This is a genomic window from Sandaracinus amylolyticus (assembly GCF_000737325.1).
GTDB lineage: Bacteria > Myxococcota_A > Polyangia > Polyangiales > Sandaracinaceae > Sandaracinus > Sandaracinus amylolyticus.
In genome coordinates, this window is record NZ_CP011125.1 from 10,198,924 (window position 1) to 10,219,746 (window position 20,823).

General features: G+C 72.3%; 21 protein-coding genes. 14 read left to right on the forward strand and 7 right to left on the reverse strand.

Going from position 1 to position 20,823, the window contains the following annotated elements:
* Window positions 1–19 precede the first annotated feature (19 nt).
* Together DB32_RS43300 and DB32_RS43305 are read left to right on the forward strand one after the other, a co-directional pair.
* Window positions 20–2,032: a vWA domain-containing protein gene (locus DB32_RS43300; protein WP_053238529.1), complete on the forward strand. Its 2,013-nt coding sequence runs from the start codon at window positions 20–22 to the stop codon at window positions 2,030–2,032.
* Window positions 1,963–3,015, forward strand: coding sequence for a hypothetical protein (locus DB32_RS43305; protein WP_157070386.1), 1,053 nt, complete (start codon window positions 1,963–1,965; stop codon window positions 3,013–3,015). Before DB32_RS43300 ends, DB32_RS43305 begins: the two co-directional genes overlap by 70 nt.
* On the opposite strand, the gene DB32_RS43310 is transcribed toward DB32_RS43305, so the two are convergent.
* A complete protein-coding gene (locus DB32_RS43310; protein ID WP_053238531.1) occupies window positions 3,016–3,459 on the reverse strand; it encodes a hypothetical protein in 444 nt (147 codons plus the stop codon).
* Between the two features lie 76 nt (window positions 3,460–3,535).
* Here DB32_RS43310 and DB32_RS43315 point away from each other — a divergent pair, with 76 nt between their 5' ends.
* Window positions 3,536–5,335, forward strand: coding sequence for a hypothetical protein (locus tag DB32_RS43315; protein ID WP_053238532.1), 1,800 nt, complete (start codon window positions 3,536–3,538; stop codon window positions 5,333–5,335).
* On the opposite strand, the gene DB32_RS43320 is transcribed toward DB32_RS43315, so the two are convergent.
* The 3 genes from DB32_RS43320 to DB32_RS43330 are packed head-to-tail and all read right to left on the reverse strand — an operon-like array spanning window position 5,325 to window position 6,805.
* Window positions 5,325–5,789, reverse strand: a complete 465-nt coding sequence (locus DB32_RS43320; RefSeq protein ID WP_053238533.1) for a nucleoside deaminase — start codon at window positions 5,787–5,789, stop codon at window positions 5,325–5,327. The genes DB32_RS43315 and DB32_RS43320 overlap by 11 nt on opposite strands.
* A gap of 30 nt (window positions 5,790–5,819) precedes the next feature.
* Window positions 5,820–6,236 carry an NUDIX domain-containing protein gene (locus tag DB32_RS43325; RefSeq protein WP_053239162.1) on the reverse strand — a complete coding sequence of 139 codons (417 nt, stop codon included), beginning with the start codon at window positions 6,234–6,236 and terminating at the stop codon, window positions 5,820–5,822.
* Window positions 6,233–6,805, reverse strand: a complete 573-nt coding sequence (locus DB32_RS43330; protein WP_053238534.1) for a GNAT family N-acetyltransferase — start codon at window positions 6,803–6,805, stop codon at window positions 6,233–6,235. Before DB32_RS43330 ends, DB32_RS43325 begins: the two co-directional genes overlap by 4 nt.
* A gap of 51 nt (window positions 6,806–6,856) precedes the next feature.
* On the opposite strand from DB32_RS43330, the gene DB32_RS43335 reads away from it, so the two are divergent.
* From DB32_RS43335 to DB32_RS43350, 4 genes are all read left to right on the forward strand, one after another.
* Window positions 6,857–7,891 (forward strand): hypothetical protein, encoded by a 1,035-nt coding sequence (locus tag DB32_RS43335; protein ID WP_157070387.1) that lies wholly within the window; start codon window positions 6,857–6,859, stop codon window positions 7,889–7,891.
* Window positions 7,888–8,775, forward strand: coding sequence for a fumarylacetoacetate hydrolase family protein (locus DB32_RS43340; RefSeq protein ID WP_053238536.1), 888 nt, complete (start codon window positions 7,888–7,890; stop codon window positions 8,773–8,775). The genes DB32_RS43335 and DB32_RS43340 overlap by 4 nt, the downstream gene beginning before the upstream one ends.
* Window positions 8,775–9,872, forward strand: a complete 1,098-nt coding sequence (locus DB32_RS43345; protein WP_053238537.1) for a DNA alkylation repair protein — start codon at window positions 8,775–8,777, stop codon at window positions 9,870–9,872. Before DB32_RS43340 ends, DB32_RS43345 begins: the two co-directional genes overlap by 1 nt.
* A gap of 95 nt (window positions 9,873–9,967) precedes the next feature.
* Entirely contained in the window at window positions 9,968–12,010 is a 2,043-nt protein-coding gene (locus DB32_RS43350) for a PEP/pyruvate-binding domain-containing protein (protein WP_157070388.1), read from the forward strand.
* On the opposite strand, the gene DB32_RS49320 is transcribed toward DB32_RS43350, so the two are convergent.
* Window positions 12,007–12,876 carry a hypothetical protein gene (locus DB32_RS49320; protein ID WP_205627136.1) on the reverse strand — a complete coding sequence of 290 codons (870 nt, stop codon included), beginning with the start codon at window positions 12,874–12,876 and terminating at the stop codon, window positions 12,007–12,009. The two genes, DB32_RS43350 and DB32_RS49320, sit on opposite strands and share 4 nt — an antisense overlap.
* A 63-nt stretch (window positions 12,877–12,939) precedes the next feature.
* Window positions 12,940–13,806 (reverse strand): serine/threonine-protein kinase, encoded by an 867-nt coding sequence (locus DB32_RS43360; RefSeq protein WP_053238540.1) that lies wholly within the window; start codon window positions 13,804–13,806, stop codon window positions 12,940–12,942.
* Window positions 13,807–13,961: 155 nt separating this feature from the next.
* Here DB32_RS43360 and DB32_RS49325 point away from each other — a divergent pair, with 155 nt between their 5' ends.
* The gene (locus DB32_RS49325; protein WP_053238541.1) at window positions 13,962–14,534 is read left to right on the forward strand and encodes a hypothetical protein; all 573 of its coding nucleotides are present in this window, start codon (window positions 13,962–13,964) and stop codon (window positions 14,532–14,534) included.
* A 293-nt stretch (window positions 14,535–14,827) separates the two neighbouring features.
* A complete protein-coding gene (locus DB32_RS43370; RefSeq protein WP_053238542.1) occupies window positions 14,828–15,280 on the forward strand; it encodes a hypothetical protein in 453 nt (150 codons plus the stop codon).
* Between the two features lie 6 nt (window positions 15,281–15,286).
* On the opposite strand, the gene DB32_RS43375 is transcribed toward DB32_RS43370, so the two are convergent.
* A complete protein-coding gene (locus DB32_RS43375) occupies window positions 15,287–15,763 on the reverse strand; it encodes a glutathione peroxidase (RefSeq protein ID WP_053238543.1) in 477 nt (158 codons plus the stop codon).
* Between the two features lie 45 nt (window positions 15,764–15,808).
* On the opposite strand from DB32_RS43375, the gene DB32_RS43380 reads away from it, so the two are divergent.
* From DB32_RS43380 to DB32_RS43400, 5 genes are all read left to right on the forward strand, one after another.
* Window positions 15,809–16,633 carry a tRNA1(Val) (adenine(37)-N6)-methyltransferase gene (locus tag DB32_RS43380; RefSeq protein ID WP_053238544.1) on the forward strand — a complete coding sequence of 275 codons (825 nt, stop codon included), beginning with the start codon at window positions 15,809–15,811 and terminating at the stop codon, window positions 16,631–16,633.
* 140 nt (window positions 16,634–16,773) lie between these two features.
* The gene (locus DB32_RS43385; RefSeq protein ID WP_053238545.1) at window positions 16,774–17,952 is read left to right on the forward strand and encodes a DNA methyltransferase; all 1,179 of its coding nucleotides are present in this window, start codon (window positions 16,774–16,776) and stop codon (window positions 17,950–17,952) included.
* 273 nt (window positions 17,953–18,225) lie between these two features.
* The gene (locus DB32_RS43390; RefSeq protein WP_053238546.1) at window positions 18,226–19,326 is read left to right on the forward strand and encodes a hypothetical protein; all 1,101 of its coding nucleotides are present in this window, start codon (window positions 18,226–18,228) and stop codon (window positions 19,324–19,326) included.
* Window positions 19,327–19,405: 79 nt separating this feature from the next.
* Complete coding sequence (locus tag DB32_RS43395; RefSeq protein WP_053238547.1) at window positions 19,406–20,377, forward strand: serine/threonine-protein kinase; 972 nt, start codon at window positions 19,406–19,408, stop codon at window positions 20,375–20,377.
* A gap of 4 nt (window positions 20,378–20,381) precedes the next feature.
* Window positions 20,382–20,822 (forward strand): SixA phosphatase family protein, encoded by a 441-nt coding sequence (locus tag DB32_RS43400; RefSeq protein ID WP_053238548.1) that lies wholly within the window; start codon window positions 20,382–20,384, stop codon window positions 20,820–20,822.
* The last annotated feature ends 1 nt before the right edge of the window (window position 20,823 follow it).

Below are 20,823 nucleotides of genomic sequence, written 5' to 3' on the forward strand. Positions count from 1 at the left end.
ACCCGACCGGAGAGAGCGAATGTTGAACGATCGTTCGTGCAGCGGCGCGCGGCACCGCGCGCCGCGGTGGATCGCGCTCGTGCTGATGACGCTCGTCGCGCTGCTCACCGTCCCAGCCTGCGATCGCACCGCGGACTCGCCCGCCGCGTCGCCGGCGATCGTGAGCCCTGCGATCGCCGACGACGAGGCAGCGATCGCAGAGGAGGGGGCGCGCGAAGAGAGCGCCGAGCGCGAGCAGGACGCGGTGGCGAGCGGGGTCGCAGCGGCGCCGGTGCTCGCGCAGTCCGCCCCGACGACGCCGGTTGCGCTCGCGGATCAGCCCTTCGCGCGCATGCCGGCCGAGCCCGCCGCAGCGCCGCCTCCGCCGCCCGCGCAACGACGTGCGCGCGCCGCTGCCTCGGGCGGTCCCCAGGATCGCGGCGGCGACGTCGACGCGCTGCTGCAGGGTGCGCTCGGCGGCGGTGGGCGCCCGGCCGGCGCGCCGATCCCGAGCATGCCGACCACGCAGCGGACGGTCGCGGCGCCGCTGCCCCAGAGCGGCGTGCTCGCGTCGACGTTCGTCGGCGGAAGCGGCGCGCAGGCGCGGCTCGAAGATCTGCTCGAGCGCGGGGTGATGGTCGGCGGTCAGCACGTGCGGCTCGAGGCGTTCGACGAGCTCGGACGCCTTCCCTACGCGGTCCCGGCGCGCGACGCGGTCGCGCTCCACGCCGAGCTCGAGCGCGCCACGCTGCGCGCCGAAGGGGAGCGCGTGCACCTCCAGATCGCGCTGATGGCACGCCAGGGCGAGATGCCGGCGCGCCCGCGCATGGACGTGCGGCTCGTGATCGATCGCTCGGGCTCGATGCACGGCGACAAGTGGACCCACGCGATCCAGGCGGCGCACGCGCTCGTCGATCGTTTGAGCTCCAACGATACGTTCGGGCTCATCAGCTACAGCGACGACGCCAGCATCGATCTCGAGCCGGCGCGGGTCGGCAATCGCCAGCGCGCGCACCACGCGATCGATCAGCTCGTGATCGGCGGCGGAACGAACATCGACGGCGCGCTCTCCGCCGTCTCGCGGGTCCGCCCGGAGCGCCGCCGCCCCAACGACGTGCTGCTCGTCGTGCTGCTGTCGGACGGTGTCGCGAACGTCGGGCAGACCAACGCGGACATGATCGCGGCGCGCGCCCGCGCGCTCTTCGACGAGGGCGGCGTGCTCACGACGACGCTCGGCGTGGGCACCGACTTCGACGAGCAGACCATGCTCTCGATCGCCCGCGAGGGCAGCGGCAGCTACCACTTCGTGCGCCGCAGCGAGGACATCGCGAGCATCCTCACCGACGAGCTCGAGGAGCGCGCCCAGGCGGTCGCGCAGAACCTCCGGCTGCGCATCGAGCTCGCGCCCGGCGTGGTCGCGACGCGCGTGTACGGATCGCGCCTGCTCGATCAGCAGGAGGCGCAGGCGGTGCGGCGGACCGAGGTCGCGACCGACGTGCGCCTCGCGCGCGAGCTCGGGATCGCGCGGGATCGCCAGGAGGACGATCAGCGCGGTCTGCGCATGCACTTCCCGACGTTCCGGCGTGGCGATCAGCACGTCGTGCTGATGGAGCTCGAGGTGCCGCCGGGCGTCGATCGCACGTCGATCGCGCAGGTGTCGCTCGATTGGAAGGACCTGGTCGACGAGCACAACGCGCAGGCGGCGGTCGACGTGACCGCGGAGCGCACGCACGATGCCGAGGCCGCCGTCGCGTCGACGGTGCGCCAGGTGAAGCGCACGGTGCTCGCGTTCCAAGCGGGCGATGCGCTGCAGTCGACGGCGGACGCGCTCGATCGCGGCGACTACGCGGGCGCGCAGCTCGCGATCGAAGAGCGCATCACGCTGCTGCGCGCGGCGCGAGATCTGTGGCGCGATCGCGGGCTCGACGACGATCTGCGCATCCTCGAGGGCTACCAGCGCGTGCTCGCGTCGGCGTGGGGCGGGTGGGGCGAGGACTCGCGCCGCACGCTGGTGATGGCGATGAACTACTACGGCGACCGGAGGATGCGATGAGGCGCGTCGTCGCCTGGGCGCTCTCGCTGATGGTCGTCGCGATCGCGGCGCGCGCGGGCGCGCAGGATCGGGTGGTCGCGACGTATCGCATCGACGCGTGGGATCGCGCCGACGTGTCGTGGGCGCCGGGCGCGACGGTGCGAGTGCTGCTGCGCGGCACGCTGAGCAACGCGATCGACGGATCGGAGATCGACGCGATGCACGTGACGACGGCGTCGCGCTCGATGGAGGACGCCTCGCCGCTGGTGTTCCCGGCGGGCGCGCGCCTGATCGAGCAGCGCGGACCGCACGCGTACCTCGTCGAGGTGCCGGCCGGCGCGGGCGCGACGATCGGGCTCAACGTGCCGGCGCTCGCGGCGCGTCATCTGGTGACGGTCTCGGAGCTGCGCGCGAGCTTGAGCGGAGTGATCGTCGCGGAGGTGCTCGGGGACGAGGCGGCGCCGATCGTGCACGACGCGCCGACCGCGGCGGTGGTCGAGCCGCGCGTGTCGCCTGCGGGGCTCGCGGGCGCGGTGACGCTGAGCGTTCCGCTGCTCGTCCTGGGCATCGTGCTCGCGCGGCGTCGACGCCACGATCACGACGCGGCGCTGATGGCGCGGGTGACGAAGGCACGTGCTGCGATCGCCCGCGAGGCGAAGGTGCTGGGCGCTGCGTTCGACGGGGCATTCGCCTCGGCGAGCGCGCTCGTCGATGCGGCCACGCGCCAGCGCGCGCACCTCGTCGAGCTCGATCGCGCGATCGGCCGGAGCGCGTGGGTGCGATCCGAGGCGGCGAGCGCGACGCTGAGCACGATGCACGCCCGGCGCGCCGAGGCGCGCGCGAAGCTGGAGTCGATCGTCGCGCAGCTCGAGGAGACGGTGGTGCGCATGGCGGCATGTGTCGCCGATCGCAGCGCGATCGCGGGGCTCGAGCGCGATCTCGCGCGGGCGCGCAGCGAGGTCGAGGTCGGCGAGAGCGTCGAGGCGGAGATCGCGAGGATCTGATCAGTCCGCGGTCGCGCACCCGGGCGGGCACTCGTCCTCGACCTGCACGCGACCGCCGACGCACTCGACGCTGTGCGAGCAGCACAGGCGATCGTCGAACTGCGAGCAGAAGAACGCGCCCTCGCACGGGTCGCCTTGCTCCGCCGACTCGAGCGCGTCCTCGCAGGTGTTGTAACAGCCGGGCAGCCCGCAGCGGGTCGCGCTCACGAGCGAGCTCGCTTCGCAGGTCCACGTCGTCGCGCAGCAGCCGTCGTCCACGACACACGGCTCGTCGAAGTCGCACGCGTCGCCGTCGCGGAACGTCGCGACGCGCGCGCAGTGCGCGGGGCCCGCGTCGACGAAGCCGCCCTCGGGGACGCGCTCGCGCGAGGTGCTGCATCCCGTCGCGAGGAGACCGCCGAGCAGCACGAGCCAGGAGATCACGAGCGCGGACGTCGAGCGCATGACGATCGAGCCTAGTCCGTCGTCGGGACTTCGTCCCGCGCGCCCTCGCCGCCCGTGCCAGACTCGCGCGCCGACGATGCCCTCCTTCATCCTCCCCGCCTTCGACGCGCCGCGCGGCGCGAGCCCTGCCGCGCGCCGCCGCGCGCTGCTGCGCGCCACCGACGACGTGCTCGCGTCGCGTCTCGTCCAGCTCGCGCTCGCGCTGCGCGATCCAGCGATCCACGAAGCGCTCGCGCGCGCGGTCTCGCTGCCCGTCGCCGAGGTCGCGGCCTCGCCCTTCGCGACCCGCATGGTCGCGCTCGGCGCGATGCGCGGCGCGAGCACGGTGCACGGCGATCTGCGCCGCGTGATGACGTGGCCGCGCGCGCTCGCGGGCGAAGAGGGCACGCGCGATCCCGTGCACGGACAGTGGGATCGCGGGGTGCTGCGCCTCGGGAAATACCAGCAATTCCTGCAGGACGAGCCGTTCGCGACGTTCCATCCCGATCACGTCGGCAAGTGGGGCCCGCACGAGCTGATGCATCGCGCGGTGGGCTTCTTCTTCCGGCCCGGGTGCTCGCGCTGGGAGCTCTACCTCGGCGCGCGCCTCAACGAGCTCTTGCCCGTCGTGACGTGGTACGGGCCCGAGCAGGCGATGCGCCTCGACGAGGGCGCGTTCGATCGCGAGCTCGCGGGGCGTGATCCCGCCGCGCGCCTCGCGGACGCGCGCTGGATCGAGGAGGACGAGGCGTCGCTGCGCGTGCGCGCGAGCCGCTCGGCCACGCTGATCAAGGAAGGCATCACGCACTTCGAGCGCGAGCTCGCGGCGATCGACGAGGAGATCGCGACCGGGCGCCGGGTGCGCGCGCCGCATCCGTTCCTCGACGCGTCGAGCGATGCGCTCGCGTACGTCGCGGGACACCGCGCGCGGCTCGACAAGACGGGCGACGTGCTCGCGCAGCTGGTGCCGGTGGGCCCCGACCGCTACGAGGACGTGCGCGCGTACCGCACTGGGGTCGAGGAGGCGTTCGACGCGCTGCTCTTCGCGACGCTGTCGTTCGATCCGAAGAAAGCGGCGATCCAGCGGAGCGGGCGCGCGCTCTGGGATCGCGTGCAGCGCGCCGCGCACGCCGGCGGCAGCGCGGCGAAGTGGGCGGAGTCGATCGCGACCGACGCGGGCACCGAGGTCGCGCGTGCGCTCGACGGCACGAAGGCGGTCGACGTCGCGGCGTGGGATCGCCGGATCGCGAAGGCGCTGCGCGGCGCGGCGCCGACGGTCGTCGAGACCGGCGATCTCGAGCGGGGCGCGCTGTGCGTCGATCAGCTCGCCGACGGTGTCGCCTCGTGCGCGCCGCGGACGCTCGCGCTGCTGGGGCGTCGCGCCGGATCGACGCTCACCGCGCTCGCCACCAGCGACGCGCTCCTCGCGCGCGCTCCGCTCGCGGATCGCCTCGCGACGTTCCTCGCGACCAGCGGCGGCGATCCGAAGATCGCGGAGCTCGCGCGCTTCGAGGCCGCGATCGCGGCGGCGCGTCGTGGCGACGATCGCGTCGAGCGTCTCTCCGAGCCGGCGCGCGCGCTGCCGCGCGATCTCGAGCACGTGCAGCTGGTGCGCAGCCAGACGTTCCGCGTGATGCCGTTCGATCGCGACGTGTTCGCGCTGCACTCCGGGCAGAAGCCGGGCAAGGGCGCGCGCACGTACCTGATCGGCGCGTACCGCGGCGAGGTCGTCGTGGTCGCGATCGCCGAGATCGTCGCCGACGCGCTCGACGTGCTCGCGCGCGCGCCGATGCGCGCTACGGAATTCGTAGCGCTCCTCGAGGAGGCGCCCGATCCGCGGGCCTGGCTGCGCGAGCTGATCGAGGCCGGCGTGATCGCGTGGTCGCCTATGTTGTGAGCATCGCGCGCTCGCCCTCGTCGGCGAGGAACGGGCCCTCGACGCGCACCACGATCGACGACGCCGCGAGCACGTCGCGCACGCCGATCGAGAACGTCGGGCCCGGTCGTCCCGCGAGGATCGCGCCGATGCGCGCGGCGGGCACCGAGAACACGACGCGCGGGATCCCCGCCCACGCGATCGCCGCCGCGCACATCGGGCAGGGCTCTCCGCTCGCGTAGAGCGTCGCGCCCTCGAGGCGATGGGCGCCGACGCGCGCGAAGAGCCCGCGGAGCAGGTTGAGCTCGGCGTGTCCCGTCGGATCGCCGTCGCTCGTCGCGGTGTTCTCCGCCTCCGCGAGGAGCTCACCGTCGCGCGAGACCAGCACCGCGCCGAACGGCGTGTTCCCCGCGCGCCGCGCGGCGCGTGCGCGCTCGAAGCTCCGCCGCATCCACCGCTCGTCGTCCTCTCGCATCGCCGTGATCTCGTGCCGCGCAGCGCGCGATCAACGTCCTGCGCGCAGCGCGACCACCGCGAGCTGGTACACGTTCTTCGGTGCGTGCTCCCAGGGCCCGTCCTCGAGCGTCACCCAGCGCCAGTCGGTGAACTCGTCGCACGGCGTGATCTCGTCGGTGGTCACGTCGGCGACGAACACGAAGTTCATGTGCACGCCCTTCTTGCCCGCGACGTGCTCCTCGTAGCCGATGAGCCCCGGCGGCGTGCCCTCGATCTCCGAGACGATCGGGAACGTGCCCACGAGCCCGGTCTCCTCGCGCAGCTCGCGGACCGCGGCCTCGAGCGGGGTCTCGCCCTCTTCGAGCTCGCCGCCCGGCGGGAGCCACACCCCGAGCCGCGTGTGCTTGATCAAGAGCACGCGATCGCCGCGCCGCGGATACACCGCGATCGAGAACGCCTTCCTCATCGTGAACGAGCCTCCCACTCGGCGCGCGTGAGCACGAATTCGGTGAGCGTGCGCGCGTAATAACGCTCGGTGATCCCGACCTGCCGCAGGCCGAGCCGCGACGCCACGCGCTCGCTGCGCACGTTGCCGGGATCGACGACCGCGCGCACCTCGTCGATCGCGGTCGTGGTGAACGCACGCTCGCGCATCGCCGCGCCGAATTCCGTCGCGTAGCCCTTGCCCCAGGCGGCGCGCGCGAGGTGCCAGCCGATCTCGAGATCGTCGGTGTCGACGCGCTCCTCGGATCCCGGCGTCATGAACGGCAGCGGCTTGAACAGCGCGGTGCCGATCAGCGCGCCGGTGTCGCGCTCGAACGCGCCCATCGCGCAGTACGGCAGGCCGCGCGCGCGGTAGCCGTCGAACTTCGCGCAGACTTTCTCGAGGAACGCGCGCTGCTCGGCGACGGTCCGGCGCTGCACGCCGCCGAGGAAGTGCATCACCTCGGGATCGCCGTCGATGACGAGCATCGCCTCGGCGTCGTCGGGGGTGTAGTCGCGCAGGAAGAGCCGCGCGGTCTCGATCGTACGCATGCGCCGCGCATGCTAACGCACGCGCGGTCGACGGCGAGGAGTGAGCCTGGGATGCGGTCCAGCGAGCGCGCCGACCTTCCACGCTGGAAGGGCGAGCCGGGGTTCTTCGAGATCTGGTTCCTGGTGGTGCTCGACCCGAGCGGCGAACGCGCGTGGTGGCTGCGCTACACGCTCTTCGCGCCGGCGCCCGGAGCGCGCGGCGAGCCCCGCGCGACGGTGTGGGCGGCGGCGTTCGATCGTCGATCGAGCGAGCCGGCGCGCGCGCTGAAGTCGCTGCACTCCATCTCGGAATTCGATGCGGGCACGTCCGATCGTTTCGCGATCCGCATCGGCGCGTCGGAGCTCGCGACCGGCGTGAGCCGCGGGCGCGTGGCGTCGGGCGATCACGCGATCGAGTGGGACCTGCGCTTCGCTCCCTCGCCGAGCGTCGCGCGACGCGGTCCGCGCGGCTTCGACCTGCTGCCGCTCCCCACGCACGTGAGCCACTCGCACGACGACGTCACGTTCACCGGCGTCGTGTCGGTCGACGGAACGCGTCACGAAGTGCGCGGCGCGTCCGGTCTCCAGAAGCACATCTGGGGGACACGCCGTGTCGAAGCGCTCACGTGGCTCTACTGCCCGCGTTTCCGCGAAGATCCCGAGGCGCGCCTCGAGGCGCTCACCGTGCAGCCGCGGCGCAGCGTGCCCGGGCTGCGCTTCTCGCCGATCTACCTGCGCACGTCGGAGCGCGAGCACGCGTTCCACGAAGTGCCGGGCATCCTGCTCACGCGCCTCGATCCGCGCGACGGCGAGCTGCGCTTCGAAGCGCGCTCCGCGACACGATCGCTGCGTGGCCGCGCGTGGTGCGATCCGCGCACGCTCGTCGGGTACGCGTATCGCGATCCGGAGGGATGGGACGTGCACGTCGCGCAGAGCGACGTCGCGGAGTGCGAGGTCGAGCTCTTCTCGCGCGCGCACCCGCTCGATCGTTGGAGGCCCGATGGACGCCTGACGTCGCAGGTCGCAGCGCTCGAATTCCACGCGCCCGAGCCGCTCGACGGAGCGCGCTACCTCGGGTGGGACGCGACGCACCTGGAGGAACGATGACCGCGAAGCCCGCGACGATGCGCGCGCTCGACCCGCGCGATGGCACCACGCGCCCGCTCGAGCTCGCGCCGAAGCGCGTCCACGCGCTCGGCCTGACCTACGCCGCGCACATCAACGAGACCGGCGGTGACGGCGAAGGGCTCGTCGTGTTCGACAAGGACGCGGCGTCGCTGCTGCGCGACGGAGACGCGGTCCAGCGCCCGTCGCGCGACACCATGCTCTCGGCGATCGCACGCCTCGATCCGGCCCTCGCGTCGCGCGTCGGACAGCGGTTCGCGATGCTCCCGCCGCTCTTCGACTACGAGGTCGAGCTCGGCTTCCTCTTGCTCGACGACGTGCACGTCGCGCAGCTCGAGCGCCGCGATCTCGCGCCGCCGATCGGCTACTTCGTCGCGAACGATCTCACCGCGCGCACGGTGCAGGTGCTCGGCGAAGGACGCGCCGATCGCATGCGGTTCTGGGGCGCGGCGAAGAGCTTCCCCGGGCTCCTCGTCGCGGGGACGACGCTGTGGGTGCCCGACACGCCGCGCGTCGATGCGTGCCTCGACGTGACGCTCACGCTCACGGTGAACGGCGAGACGCGCCAGCGCGGGCGCACGATGGACCTCGTCGCGACCCCGCGCGAGCTGCTGCTCGCGGCGGCGCGCGGAGTGCCCTCGGGCGTGCTCGAGAAGGGCGATGCGGTGCTCACCGGCACTCCGTCGGGCGTCGCGTTCACCGTCGCGGCGTGGAAGCGAAAGCTCGCGTCGCTGCTCCCCGGTCGCACCACGCGCCTCGCCGCGGCGCTGCGCGCACACACCTCCAATGCGCGCATGCTCGGGCCGGGCGACGTCGTCGAGATCGACGGCGGCGTGCTCGGGCGCCGTCGCGTCACGGTGGTCTGATGGCGGCGCAGCTCAAGGACTTCTTCGACACCGCGTTGGTGCAGCGCCTCGGTGCGTCGCTGCGCGCGGTGCATCCGACGTTCGACGAGCGCGCGTTCCGACGTCGCGCGACGGATGGGCTCGACGCCCTCGAGCTGCTCGACCGTGGGCGGCACCTGATGCGCGCGATGCACGCCGGGCTGCCGGCGCGCTACGAGGACGCGATCGACGTGATCGAGCGCTCGCTCGGTCCGGTCGGGAACATCGACGCGGTGTCGGGCATGGCGCCGTTCTTCTACCTGCCGCACACGATGTTCGTCGCGGAGCACGGCCTCGCGCACCCGGCGCGATCGCTCGACGCGATGCATGCAATTACGCAACGCTTCTCTTGCGAATTCGCAATACGTCCGTTCCTCGAGCAGCACCGCGAGCTCACGCTCGCGCGGCTCGATGGGTGGGTGACCGATCCGAGCCCGCACGTGCGCCGCCTCGTGAGCGAGGGCATGCGCCCGCGTCTGCCGTGGGCGGCGCGGGTGCGCTGGCTGATCGAGGATCCCGAGCCCGGGCTCGCGCGCATCGCGCGGCTGGTCGACGACGAGAGCGAGACGGTGCGTCGCTCGGTCGCGAACCACCTGAACGACGTCGCCAAGGATCACCCGGCGCGCGCGGTCGAGATCGCACGCGCGTGGGTGCGCGTTCCGGCGCGCGAGAAGACGGTGCGCCACGCGCTGCGCACGCTGATCAAGCGCGGCGATGCGGGCGCGCTCGAGGTGCTCGGCGTGTCGAGCGCGCGCCCCGAGTGCGAGGTGCGTGGCGCCATCACACCAGCGCGCGTGAAGCGCGGCGGCGAGGTGCGCATCGACGCGACGATCACCACCGCGGCGCCGCTCGACGCGGTGATCGACCTCGTCGTCCACTACGTGAAGGCGCGTGGCCAGACGAGCGCGAAGGTGTTCAAGTGGACGCGCGCCTCGCTCGCGCCGGGCGCAGCGCTCGCGCTCACGCGCCGCCTCTCGCTCGAAGAGCGCACGACGCGCAAGCACCACCCCGGCGAGCATCGCGTCGAGGTGCAGATCAACGGCACGCGCTTCCCGCTCGGTGCGTTCGTCCTTCGTTGAGCGCGCGGGTGCGCCGAAGTGCGCCCGCGTGTTTTCCGGTCACGACGAGAACGCTCGCGGGCACTCGTACGTCGCAGAGGTTTATGCTCGACGACGTGCGCAGGATCGGGGGGCGGCTCGCGGCGTTGGGGATCGTCGCGCTGATCGCGTCGTGTGGGAGCGCGCTGGCGCGACGCAACGGCGGACCGGTCGCGCCATTGCCCGACGATCACTCGCTGCGCGGCGACGCGCAGGGCGGTGAGTCGAGCGACGGCGCGCAGAGCACCGCCGAGGGGCGCCTCGAGTCTGCGCATCGCATCGACGACGCGAGCACGTGGGCACGGCTCGCGGCGCGTCCCGCGTCGAGCGCGGTCGCGCGCACCGAGGTCGTGAAGTTCCTCGTCGACGTCGCCGAGGGCCGGACCGTCTGGTTCATCGACACGCAGCGCTGGGGCATCCATTACGAGTTCGCGCGCGATCATCTCTCGACCGAACAGCATCCCGTCGGGCGCCAGCCCGCCGATCACCAGATGTTCAACGTCCGCGAGTACCGCCGTCCCGAGCGCCGCTTCGAGCTCGGCACGATCGTGCACTACCTCGACAGCGACATCTGGACCGTCGAGCTCGTCGGGGGCGACACGCTGCCCGGCGATCGCATCGTCGCGCTCTTCGAGCAGCTGCGCGGCGCGTTGTGGATCGGCGATCGTCTCCGATTCCGCCCGATGTCGCCGCTGCACGACCGGTCGATCGCGAGCGTGCGCGCGCAGCTGCCGATCGCGACCGCGGACGAGGTGTTCGCGGGCGTGCGCTACCAGCCGCTCACCGATGGTCCGGCGTTCGGCACGCTGCGCGTCGTGCGCGGCGCGCTCGATCCCAGCACGGTGCGCCCCGATCAGATCCTCGTGCTCGAGCAGCTGCCCGACGAGATCCCGGTCGTGAGCGGCGTGATCAGCGCGCAGCTCCAGGCCCCGCTCGGGCACGTCGCCATCCTCTGCGCGACCCGCGGCACGCCGAACATGGGGCTTCGCGGCGCGCTCGATCATCCCGACGTGCAGCGGCTCGACGGGCGGCTCGTGCAGCTCGTGATCGGCCCGCAGGAGTTCGCGATCCGCGAGGCCACGCTCGCGCAGGCCGAGGCCGCGTGGGCATCACGCCGTCCCGCCCAGCCGCAGGTCCCGCGCGTCGATCGGCGCGAGCGACGCCTCGTCGACGTGTGTGATCTCCGGCTGCCCGACGCCGCGTTCGCGGGCGCGAAGGCGTCGCAGCTGGGCGAGGTGTGCTCGCTGGGCAACATCGACACGCCGGGCGGGTTCGTGGTGCCGGTCGCGCACTACCTCGAGCACCTCGGCGACAGCGGGATCGTGCACGGCCTGCCGCAGATGCTCGCGGACCCGACGTTCCGCGGCGACGCGACGGTGCGCGCGCGACAGCTCGCGCAGGTGCGCGCGATGATCCAGAGCGCGGGCGTCGAGCCGCGGCTCGTGCAGGAGGTGCGGCGCCGCATCGCGCACGTCGCGCCCCAGGCGCGGTGGATCCTGCGATCGAGCACGAACGCCGAGGACCTCGCGGGCTTCACCGGCGCGGGCCTCTATCGCAGCGTCGTGGTGAGCGCGGGCGCGAGCGAGCAGGAGATCGCGAACGCGCTGCGCGAGGTGTGGTCGAGCGTGTGGCTGCTCGGCGCGTACGAGGAGCGCGAGTGGTATCGCGTCGATCACCGCAGCGTCGGGATGGCGATCCTCGCGCAGCCCTTCGTCGACGGTGCGAGCGCGAACGGCGTCGCGATCACCGCGAACCCGTATTACGAGGCGCGCCCCGGGTTCTTCGTGAACGCGCAGGTGCTCGGCGGGAGCGTGACCGGCGCGGCGGGCGAGGAGATCCCCGAGCAGCACATGATCTACACGTACGCCGGCCCGCTCGAGACCGAGCTCCTCGCGCGCAGCTCGCGGAGCCCCGGCGCGCTCTTGCTCGACGACGCGGCGATCACCGCGCTGCACGAGCGCCTCGCGCGCATCCACGCGCACTTCGTCGGCGGAGAGCGGCCCCGCTGGGCGGCGCCGGTGAACGCGGTGGACGTCGAGTTCCTGCTCGCCGGCGGGCGCATCGTGATCGTCCAGGCGCGCCCCTTCGTCGTGCGCTGGGGCCCGGGACAGACGTTCTAGTTCATGACGCGCACGCGCAGCTCGACGCGACCGCACCCGAACGAGCCGCGGTTCTGGCTGTCGAGCAGCAGGTAGTACGTGCCGGGGTCGAGCTCGAGCTCGAGGCGCGACTGGCGCGGCTGGCGCCCCGACTCGCACGGAGTCGCCTTCAGATCGTCGTCGGCGTCGGCGCACGCGACGTCGTTCGCGCACTCGATCTCGCTCTGCACGTCACCACAGCGGCGCAGCAGCGAGAGCACCGTGTCGACCCCGCCCGGGCCGTCGACGTCGCGCAGATCGAGGCGCAGCCGACGTCGCTGCGACACGAACAGGCGCACCTGCGCGTCCTCGCCGTTGCTCGCCGCGCCCTCGCACTGGTCGGCGCGCACGCGGTGATCGTCGGTGCGCCCGCAGAGATCGATCGTGTACGAGCCCTCGTCGACGATCTCGCCGCTCCACACGCACGACGGAGCTTCGGTCACGCACGCGCCCTCGCTGCATCCGTGCTCGCACGTCGTGGGCGCTTCGTGCGCGCCGTCCGCGTCGCACGTGTAGAGCACGTCGCCGTCGCAGCGCGTCCGCAGCGGCTCGCAGGTGCGCGCGACGCACGTCGCATCGCCGTCGGTCATCGCGCATCGCGCGCCGCGCGGCGCGCAGTCCTCCTCGACGGTGCTCGTCCCCACGCACCGGATCGCGACGGTGTCCGCGCATCGCGGCACGCACGCGCCGACCACGCCTGCGTCACCGGCGCCCGCGTCGATCGCGCTCGCATCGCGCGAGGCGCCCGCGAAGCTCACGCGCTCGAGCGAGCAACCCCCCCAGAGGATGCTCGCGCCCGAGAGCACCACCGTCGCGGCGATGCTCCCCCATACCGCTCGCCCGCCCACGAAGCGCACCTTCGCGCGACGGCCATCCGGAGTCTCCCCGGCAATTCGAGGATTAACTCTCGATTAACCCGCGAGCACCGCGGCCATCGCCCGCGCATCGGGCCATCGGTGCGCGACGTCGGGCTCGAGCGCGCCGTCGATCGCGCGCGCGAGCGCGTCGGGCACATCGGCGCGGACCTCGCGAATGCGCGGCGGACGGCTCGTGACGATGCGCATCAGCAGCATCGGGAGGCTCGGCTCCTGGAAGTGGGTGCGCCCGGTCGCGGCATGGAAGAGCGTCGCGCCCGCGCCCCACAGATCGGTGCGCGCATCGACGGGCAGCGCGCGCGCCTGCTCGGGCGCCATGTACGTCGGCGTGCCGATCGCGGTGCCCGGCTTGGTGAGGATGCCGCTGCGATCGACGCTCTGGAGGTTCTTCGCGACGCCGAAGTCGAGCAGCCGCACGCCGAGCGTGCCCTTCTCGCGCACGAGGAACACGTTCTCGGGCTTCACGTCGCGATGCACGATGTGCACGTCGTGCGCGGCCGCGAGCACGTCGCAGAGCTGCACGCCGATCGTGGTGACGTCGTCGAGCGTGAGGTCCTTCGCGCGGATCGCCTCGTCGAGCGAGCGACCCTCGAGCAGCTCGTTGACGATGTACGGGCGACCGTCCTCGAGCGTGCCCGCGTCGAGCACCTGCGGGATGCCGGGATGTCCGACCGCCGCGGCCGCGCGCGCCTCGCGCAGGAAGCGCCGCACCGCCTCGGGCGCGGCCGTGAGGTGCGGGTGCATCGCCTTCAGCGCGACGCTGCGATCGGTGTAGCGATGGATCGCCTCGTAGACGGCGCCGCTCGCGCCGACGCCGAGCAATCGCTGGAGCTCGTAGCGATCGGCGACGACCTGCCCGACGCGGCCCTGCGCGACCTCGTCGATCGTCTTCGACGTCGTCATGGACGGGGAGAGCATAGCGGCGCGCCTCGTAGCATGGGAGTCGCCTCGACCGCTGCGGTCGTGAGAGAATCTGCCGGGGGCCGGGCGCGTCCCTACGGGACGCCCGGGCGAGAACACGAGAGCCGGGCAGGCTTTCCATAGGAGTCGTGCCGCGCATGTCCGACAAGAAGACTGATCCCGAGGTCGCGAAGAAGACGCTCACGCTCGACGATGCCGACATCGTCTCGGAGCGGAGCGGATCGGAAGAGCCCGCACCCGTCACGCGCCGCTCGATGCTGGGCGTGATCGGCGTGCTCGCCGGAGGCGCCGCGGCCGCGGTGCTCCCGGGATGCGTGGTGCGACGGCGGCCGGTCGTGTACGCGCAGGCGCCCGCGGCGCCCCCCGGGGCGACGGTGGTGGTGCAGGCGCCGCAGGGCCGTTATCGCACCGGCGTGACCGACAGCGACGGCGGCGCGTACGCGGATCCCGCGGGCTACGGGCGCGGCCAGCAACGCCAGGCGTACACCGGGCTGACCGACAGCGACGGGGGCGCGTACGCGGATCCCGCGGGCTACGGGCGCGGCGTGTACGGGCGGACCAGCGGGATCACCGACAGCGACGGCGGGCCGTACGCGGATCCCGCGGGCAACGGACGCGGCACCGGGCGCGTCGGGTACACGGGGATCACGGACAGCGACGGCGGGCCGTATGCCGATCCGGCGGGGCAGGGTCGCGGTCGCTGGCGCTGAGTCGCGGGGCACCGACGAGCACGCGCAGGTGGCACGTGGACGAGCACGCGGGACGTGCACGCGCACGAGCACGGTGCGGATCGGCGTGACGAGCGCCGTGGATCGGGCGTGATGACGGCGGCGGGTGCGGTGAGCTTCGGCTCGCTGCTCTCGCCGCGTTCGTGTTCGCGCGGCTGACTCGAGCTCGTGCACGTGCCGCTCGAGCGTTCTCGAATGGTGGCGTGGACCGACGAGCCAGCCTCCTGCACCCGTGGTTCCTTCCTTCGCAGCCCGCGCCTCGCTCAGATCGACCGATGGCGCTGCCGAAGGTGGATCTCTCGACCTGGCCCGTGCTCCTCGTCGAGATGCCAGCCGAGCTCTCGTTGAGCGACGTGGACTCGCATTTCGACGAGCTCGTCGCGATCGCGCGCACCCGCCGCGCCCACGTGCATCTCGTCGATGGCTCGGAGCTCGGGCCGACCGCGCTCAGCCCGACCCACCGCAAGCGCATGGGCGAGCGGCTCCAGAGCCTCACGCGCGAGCTCGAAGGACGGCGCGTCGCCGAGGCGATCGTCCTGCCGAACCCGCTGCTGCGCGGAGTGATGACCGCGATCCACTGGATCGCGCCCCCGAAGTGGCCGGTGCAGACGTTCGCGACGCGCGCCGACGCGCTCACCTGGTGTCAGGAGCAGCTCGCCGCGAACGGGATGCCGACCCGCGAGCCCGCGCCCGCGATCGATCGGCGCTCCCGTCCCTCGGCGAGCTGAGCTCGCTCAGCCGAGCGCGCGCTGCAGCGCGGCGACGATCTTCGGATCGTCGGGCGCGGTCTTCGGCGAGAAGCGCTCGACCACGCGGCCGTCCTTGCCGACGACGAACTTCTCGAAGTTCCACTGGATGTCGCCGCCGCCGGTCTCGCCCTTCAGCCACTGGTAGAGCGGGTGCGCGCCGCCGCCGTTCACCTCGATCTTCGAGAAGAGCGGGAACGTCACGCCGTAGCTCGTCTCGCAGAACGTCTTGATCTCGTTCTCGGTGCCGGGCTCCTGGCCCATGAACTGGTTGCACGGGAAGCCGAGCACCTCGGCGCCCTTCGCTCCGTACTGCTCGTAGAGCGACTGCAGCTTCGAGTACTGCGGTGTGAGCCCGCACTGGCTCGCCACGTTGACGACGAGCAGCGCTTTTCCGCGGTAGTCGGCGAGGCTCTTGGTCGCGCCGTCGATCGTCTTCACCTGGAAATCGTGGAGCGTGGTCATGGCGGCCACCATCGTGGCGCGCGCGTGGTAGGTCAAGCGCCTTCGATGACGGTGACGGACGAGGAGATCGGCGAGCTCAGCGACGACGCGATCGCGGGCGCTTGGCGCTTGTGGCAGCGCGTTCGTGGGCATCGCTATTCGCTCGACGACGTCGCGACCGCGCGCGAGGCGGTGGAGGCGCGGCCCGATGCGCAGCGCGTGATCGACCTCGGGTGCGGGATCGGATCGGTCACGCTGATGGTCGCGTACAAGCTTCGCGACGCGCGCGTGATCGCGATCGAGGCACAGGCGATCTCGCACGAGCTCGCGCGGCGCAACCTCGCGCGCAACGCGCTCACGGAGCGCGTGCGGCTGATCCACGGTGACCTCCGCACGGTCGCGCTCGAGGAGCGCGCGGATCTGATCACCGGTACGCCGCCGTACTTCGATCCCAAGAAGAGCTCGCCCTCGACCGACTCGCAGCGGACCTATGCACGGATCGAGATGCGCGGCGGGATCGAGGACTACGTCGCGGCGGGCGCGCGGCTGCTCGCGCCCGGAGGTCGCCTCGTGGTGTGCGGCGATGCGCGTCGTCCCGATCGCGCGATGGCAGGCGCGGCTGCGGCGGGGCTCGACGTGATCGCGAAGCGCGACGTCGTGCCCCGCGCGGACAAGGACGCGCTCTTCACGATCTGGACGTTCGCCCTGCGGTCCGACGGGGAACCGCGAGGCGAGGGAACGGGGACGATCGCGGAGCATCCGCCGATCGTCGCGCGCACTGCGGACGGTGCGCGCACCGAGGACGCGCACGCGCTGCGTCGCTTCTTCGATCAGCCGGTGAACGAGGACGAGGCGCCGAGCCCGAGGGCTCGCGCGCGGAGGGCGCGATGAGCGAGGAGCGGAAGAGAGTTCGTCGTCCCAGTGCCAATGCTGGCACTGGCAGTGCCAGCGCTGGCACTGGCAGTGCCAATGCTGGCACTGGACGACCGAGGCGCGAGAGCGACGACGAGTCGATCGGTCGGAAGGCGCTGGTGAACGTCGGCGGGCCCACGCGCTCGCAGGGCGACCCGAAGATCGCGGCGACGCTCGTCGAAGCGATGGAGGCCGCGGCGCACGAAGATCCCGACGCGCTCACCCACGGGTTCCACGCGTGGCCGGCGCGCATGCACCGCGCGATCGCGCGCACCGTGATCGCGCGCGCGACGCGCGAGGGTGAGCGCGTGCTCGATCCGTTCTGCGGGAGCGGGACCGTGCTGCTCGAGGCGATGCTCGCGGGCCGGCGCAGCGCGGGCGTCGATCTCAATCCGCTCGCGGGCGCGCTGGTCGGGGTGAAGTGCGAGCGACGCGACCTCGAGTCGCGTGACGCGTTCGAGCAGCTCGCGGAGCTGGTGGGCGAGGCGTCGCTCGAGCGCGTGCAAGCGCGCGAGCGCGCGATCGCGAAGCTGCCGCCCTCGATGATCGGCTGGTACGGCCCGCACGTGCTCAAGGAGCTCGCGGGGCTGCTCGAGGAGATCCGGAGCGTGGAGGACGAGGCCGATCGTCGCGCGCTCGAGATGGTCTTCTCGTCGCTCGTCGTGAAGCTCTCGAAGAAGCGCGCCGAGACCTCGCAGCAGGAGGCGGAGAAGCGCATCCGCAAGGGGCTCAGCACCGAGATGTTCGTGCGCAAGGCGCACGAGCTCGCGCAGCGCTGGGGCACGCTCGACGAGGCGCTGCCCGAGGGCGCGATCGCGCCGCGCTTCTTCGAGGGTGACTCGCGCGAGCTCGAGCGCTTGCTCGGCGCGCGCACCAAGGCGCGATTGATCCTCACGTCGCCGCCCTACGGCGGGACCTACGACTACCACGCGCAGCACGCGCTGCGCCTCGCGTGGCTCGGCCTCGACGCGCGCGCGTTCGCGCGGCGCGAGATGGGCGCGCGTCGCAGCGCTGCGGTCGATCCCGACGAAGCCGCGGAGCAGTGGTGGGACGACGTCGCGGCGATGCTGCGCGGCATGGAGCGCGTGCTCGATCGCGATGGGTTCATCGTGCTCTTGATGGGCGACGGGCGCTTCGGTCAGCTCGACGTGCCGCTGATCCCGCAGCTGATCGAGATCGCGCCGCACGTGGGGCTCGAGCTGGTCGCGAGCGCGTCGCAGCCGCGCCCTGCGTGGGGTGGCGGCGCGACGCGCGAGGAGCACCTCGTCGCGCTCAAGAGAGCGGAACGGCGCCGCTGAGGAGAGCACGAGAGGCTTCTGAGGAGAGCAGGAGTGGAAGGAGGGACCACGTCGAGTGGTCTGCTCGATGCTCGATGCTCGCGGAGCGCTCAGCCGAGCGTTTCCGAGGAGCGCGGGACACGAATCGCGACCCCACGAAGACACTCTCCTCGTGGCCCGGGTGCGCTCGGCACGGCTCGATTGGGAACACTTCCGTGGTGTTCCTAACCCTCCTGCCTTCCTCAGGAATTCTCGGAAGGCGGCGCGTCGAGACGCGATGATAGAGTCGCCGGCGTGAGCAGTGCGGTCGAGGCGCTCGTCGTCGACGAAGAGGTGAGCGCGCCGTCGCGCGGGCGCGTCGCGGAATTCCTGCTCACCGGCGGGATCACGCTGCTGCTCTTCCCGCTCTCGTGGCTGCTGCGCGCGCACGTCGGGCTCGATGCGTCGGAGCTCGCGTTCGGGTTCCTGTTCTTCCACGCGGCGCACGTGATCAACGATCCGCACTTCGCGGTCACCTACCTGCTCTTCTACGACGACGTGCGCGAGCGTGTGCTCGGCGCGTCGATCCCACGTGCGCAGCGGATTCGCTACGTGATCGCGGGGTTCGTGGTGCCGCTCGTGCTCGTGACGTGGGCGGGCGCCGCGATGGTGCTGCGCTCCGCGCAGTCGCTCGGGTGGATGGTGCAGCTGATGTTCGTGCTCGTCGGCTGGCACTACGTGAAGCAGGGCTTCGGCGTGCTCACCGTGCTCTCGATGCGGCGCGGCGTGCGCTTCGATCAGAACGAGCGGCGCGTGATCCTCGCGCACTGCTACGCAGCGTGGATCTACGCGTGGGCGAGCCCCTCGACGCCGGCGGGCGAGTTCGTCGAGAAGGGCGTCGTCTACTGGGCGATGGCGCGCCCCGCGTGGCTCGAGCTCGTCAGTGCGATCGCGCTCGCGATCACGACCGTGCCGTTGGTGATCGTGCTCGCGCGTCGATGGCGGACTCTCCCGCTCGCGCCGCTCTCGGGCTTCCTCGTCACGGTGTGGGCGTGGACCGTGTGGTCCAACGCCGATCCGCTGGTGCGCTACGCGATCCCCGCGCTGCACGCGGTGCAGTACTTCTACTTCGTCGCGCTGATGCGCGGGAATCGCGCGCGCGCCGAGGAGGCACCGCCGACGCTCGGACGTCCCGTCGCGCTGCGGCTCGGTCTGCTCGCGCTCTCCGCGCTCGCGCTCGGATGGCTGCTCTTCCGCGGCGGCCCCGCGCTGCTCGACGACGGGCTCGCGAGCGACGGACCGCTCGGACCGACGCCGTTCTTCGCGGCCTTCTTCGTCGTGGTGAACGTGCACCACTACTTCATGGATCACGTGATCTGGCGCCGAGAGAACCCCGAGGCGCGCTGGCTGCGCTGATCCCCGAGCACGGATCGTCCGCGTCGCTTTTTTGACCGGGATCTCCGTTGCCCCGAAGGTCGCCGCTGGAGGCTCGGCGATGGAAGCAGCGGAGCGTTCGGAGCTGCGGGGAAGGATCCTGGACGGCCGCTATCTCGTCGGCGAGGTCCTCGGGATCGGCGGCACCGCGGTGGTCTTCGAGGCAGAGCGCATCGACGACGGCGCGGACGTCGTCGTCAAGACGCTGCGCCCGATCTTCGTCGACAACCCCGACCTCGTGCGCCGCCTGCGCCGCGAGGGCGAGGTCGCGCGCACCGTCGCGCACCCCGGCATCGTGCCGGTGATCGACGAGGGCGTGCTCCCCGACGGCTCGCCCTACCTCGTGCTCGAGCGCGTGCGCGGCGAGTGCATGGCGCGCCTGCTGCGTCGCGTCGGCACGCTCGCGCCCGAGGTGGTCGGCGCGATCGTCATGCGCGTCGCGACGATCCTCCACGCCGCGCACGCCCACGGCTACGTGCACCGCGACGTGAAGCCCGAGCACATCGTGATGGATCGCGACGTCGACGGATCGCTGCGCGTGCGGCTCCTCGACTTCGGCGTGTGCGCGTCGGATCGCGCGCCCGCCGACGAGCGACAGCGCGAGGTCGGTCGGGTGTTCGGCACGCCGAGCTACGTCTCGCCCGAGCAGGCGTCGGGTGATCCCGACGTCGACGCGCGCGCCGACGTGTTCGGCATGGGCGTGGTGATGTTCGAGGCGCTCACCGGGCGTCTTCCGTTCACGGGATCGAACGTCGCGAACCTGCTGCGCCGCATCATCCGCGAGGACGCGCCGCGCGCCGGGCTCATCCGCCACGATCTCGACTTCGCGTGGGACGAATTCGTCGCCCGTGCGATGGCGCGCGTGCAGGACGATCGGTTCCCGACGATGCGCGCGCTCGCGCGCGGCGTCGCGCCGCTGGTCGGCGATCGACGCATCGCCGAGAGCCGCCTGCTCGCGCTGCTCGAGTCGCGTGGCATCGCCGCCGACGGCGAGCGCACGCGGCCCGACACCGCGGCGATCCGCGCGGCCTGAGCCCATGCCGATCCTGGTGGTGCGTCACGGCGAGGCGATGGCCGCGCACGGAAACGACGAAGAGCGCGTGCTCTCGCTGCGTGGTCGCGACGAGGCGCGCGCGATCGCGAGCGCGCTCTCGCTACGCGGGATGGTGCCCGCGATGATGATCGCGAGCCCGCTCGTGCGCGCGGTGCAGACCGCGGAGCTGCTCGCGCAGGGGCTCGGCTACGCCGGGCTGATCAGCGTCGATCGTGCCTTCGAGCCCCACGGTGACGCGCTGCGCGCCGAGCACCTGCTCACGAGCGTGCCGGGGCTCGTCGTCGCGGTGTCGCACGAGCCCTTCGTGCGCGTGATCACCGCGCGACTGACGGGACAGGCGTCGGTGAAGTCGTTCCGCACCGCGGAGTGCGCGCTGATCGACGGCGGGCGCGTGGTGCTGCGGCTCGACCCCGACACGGCGTGAT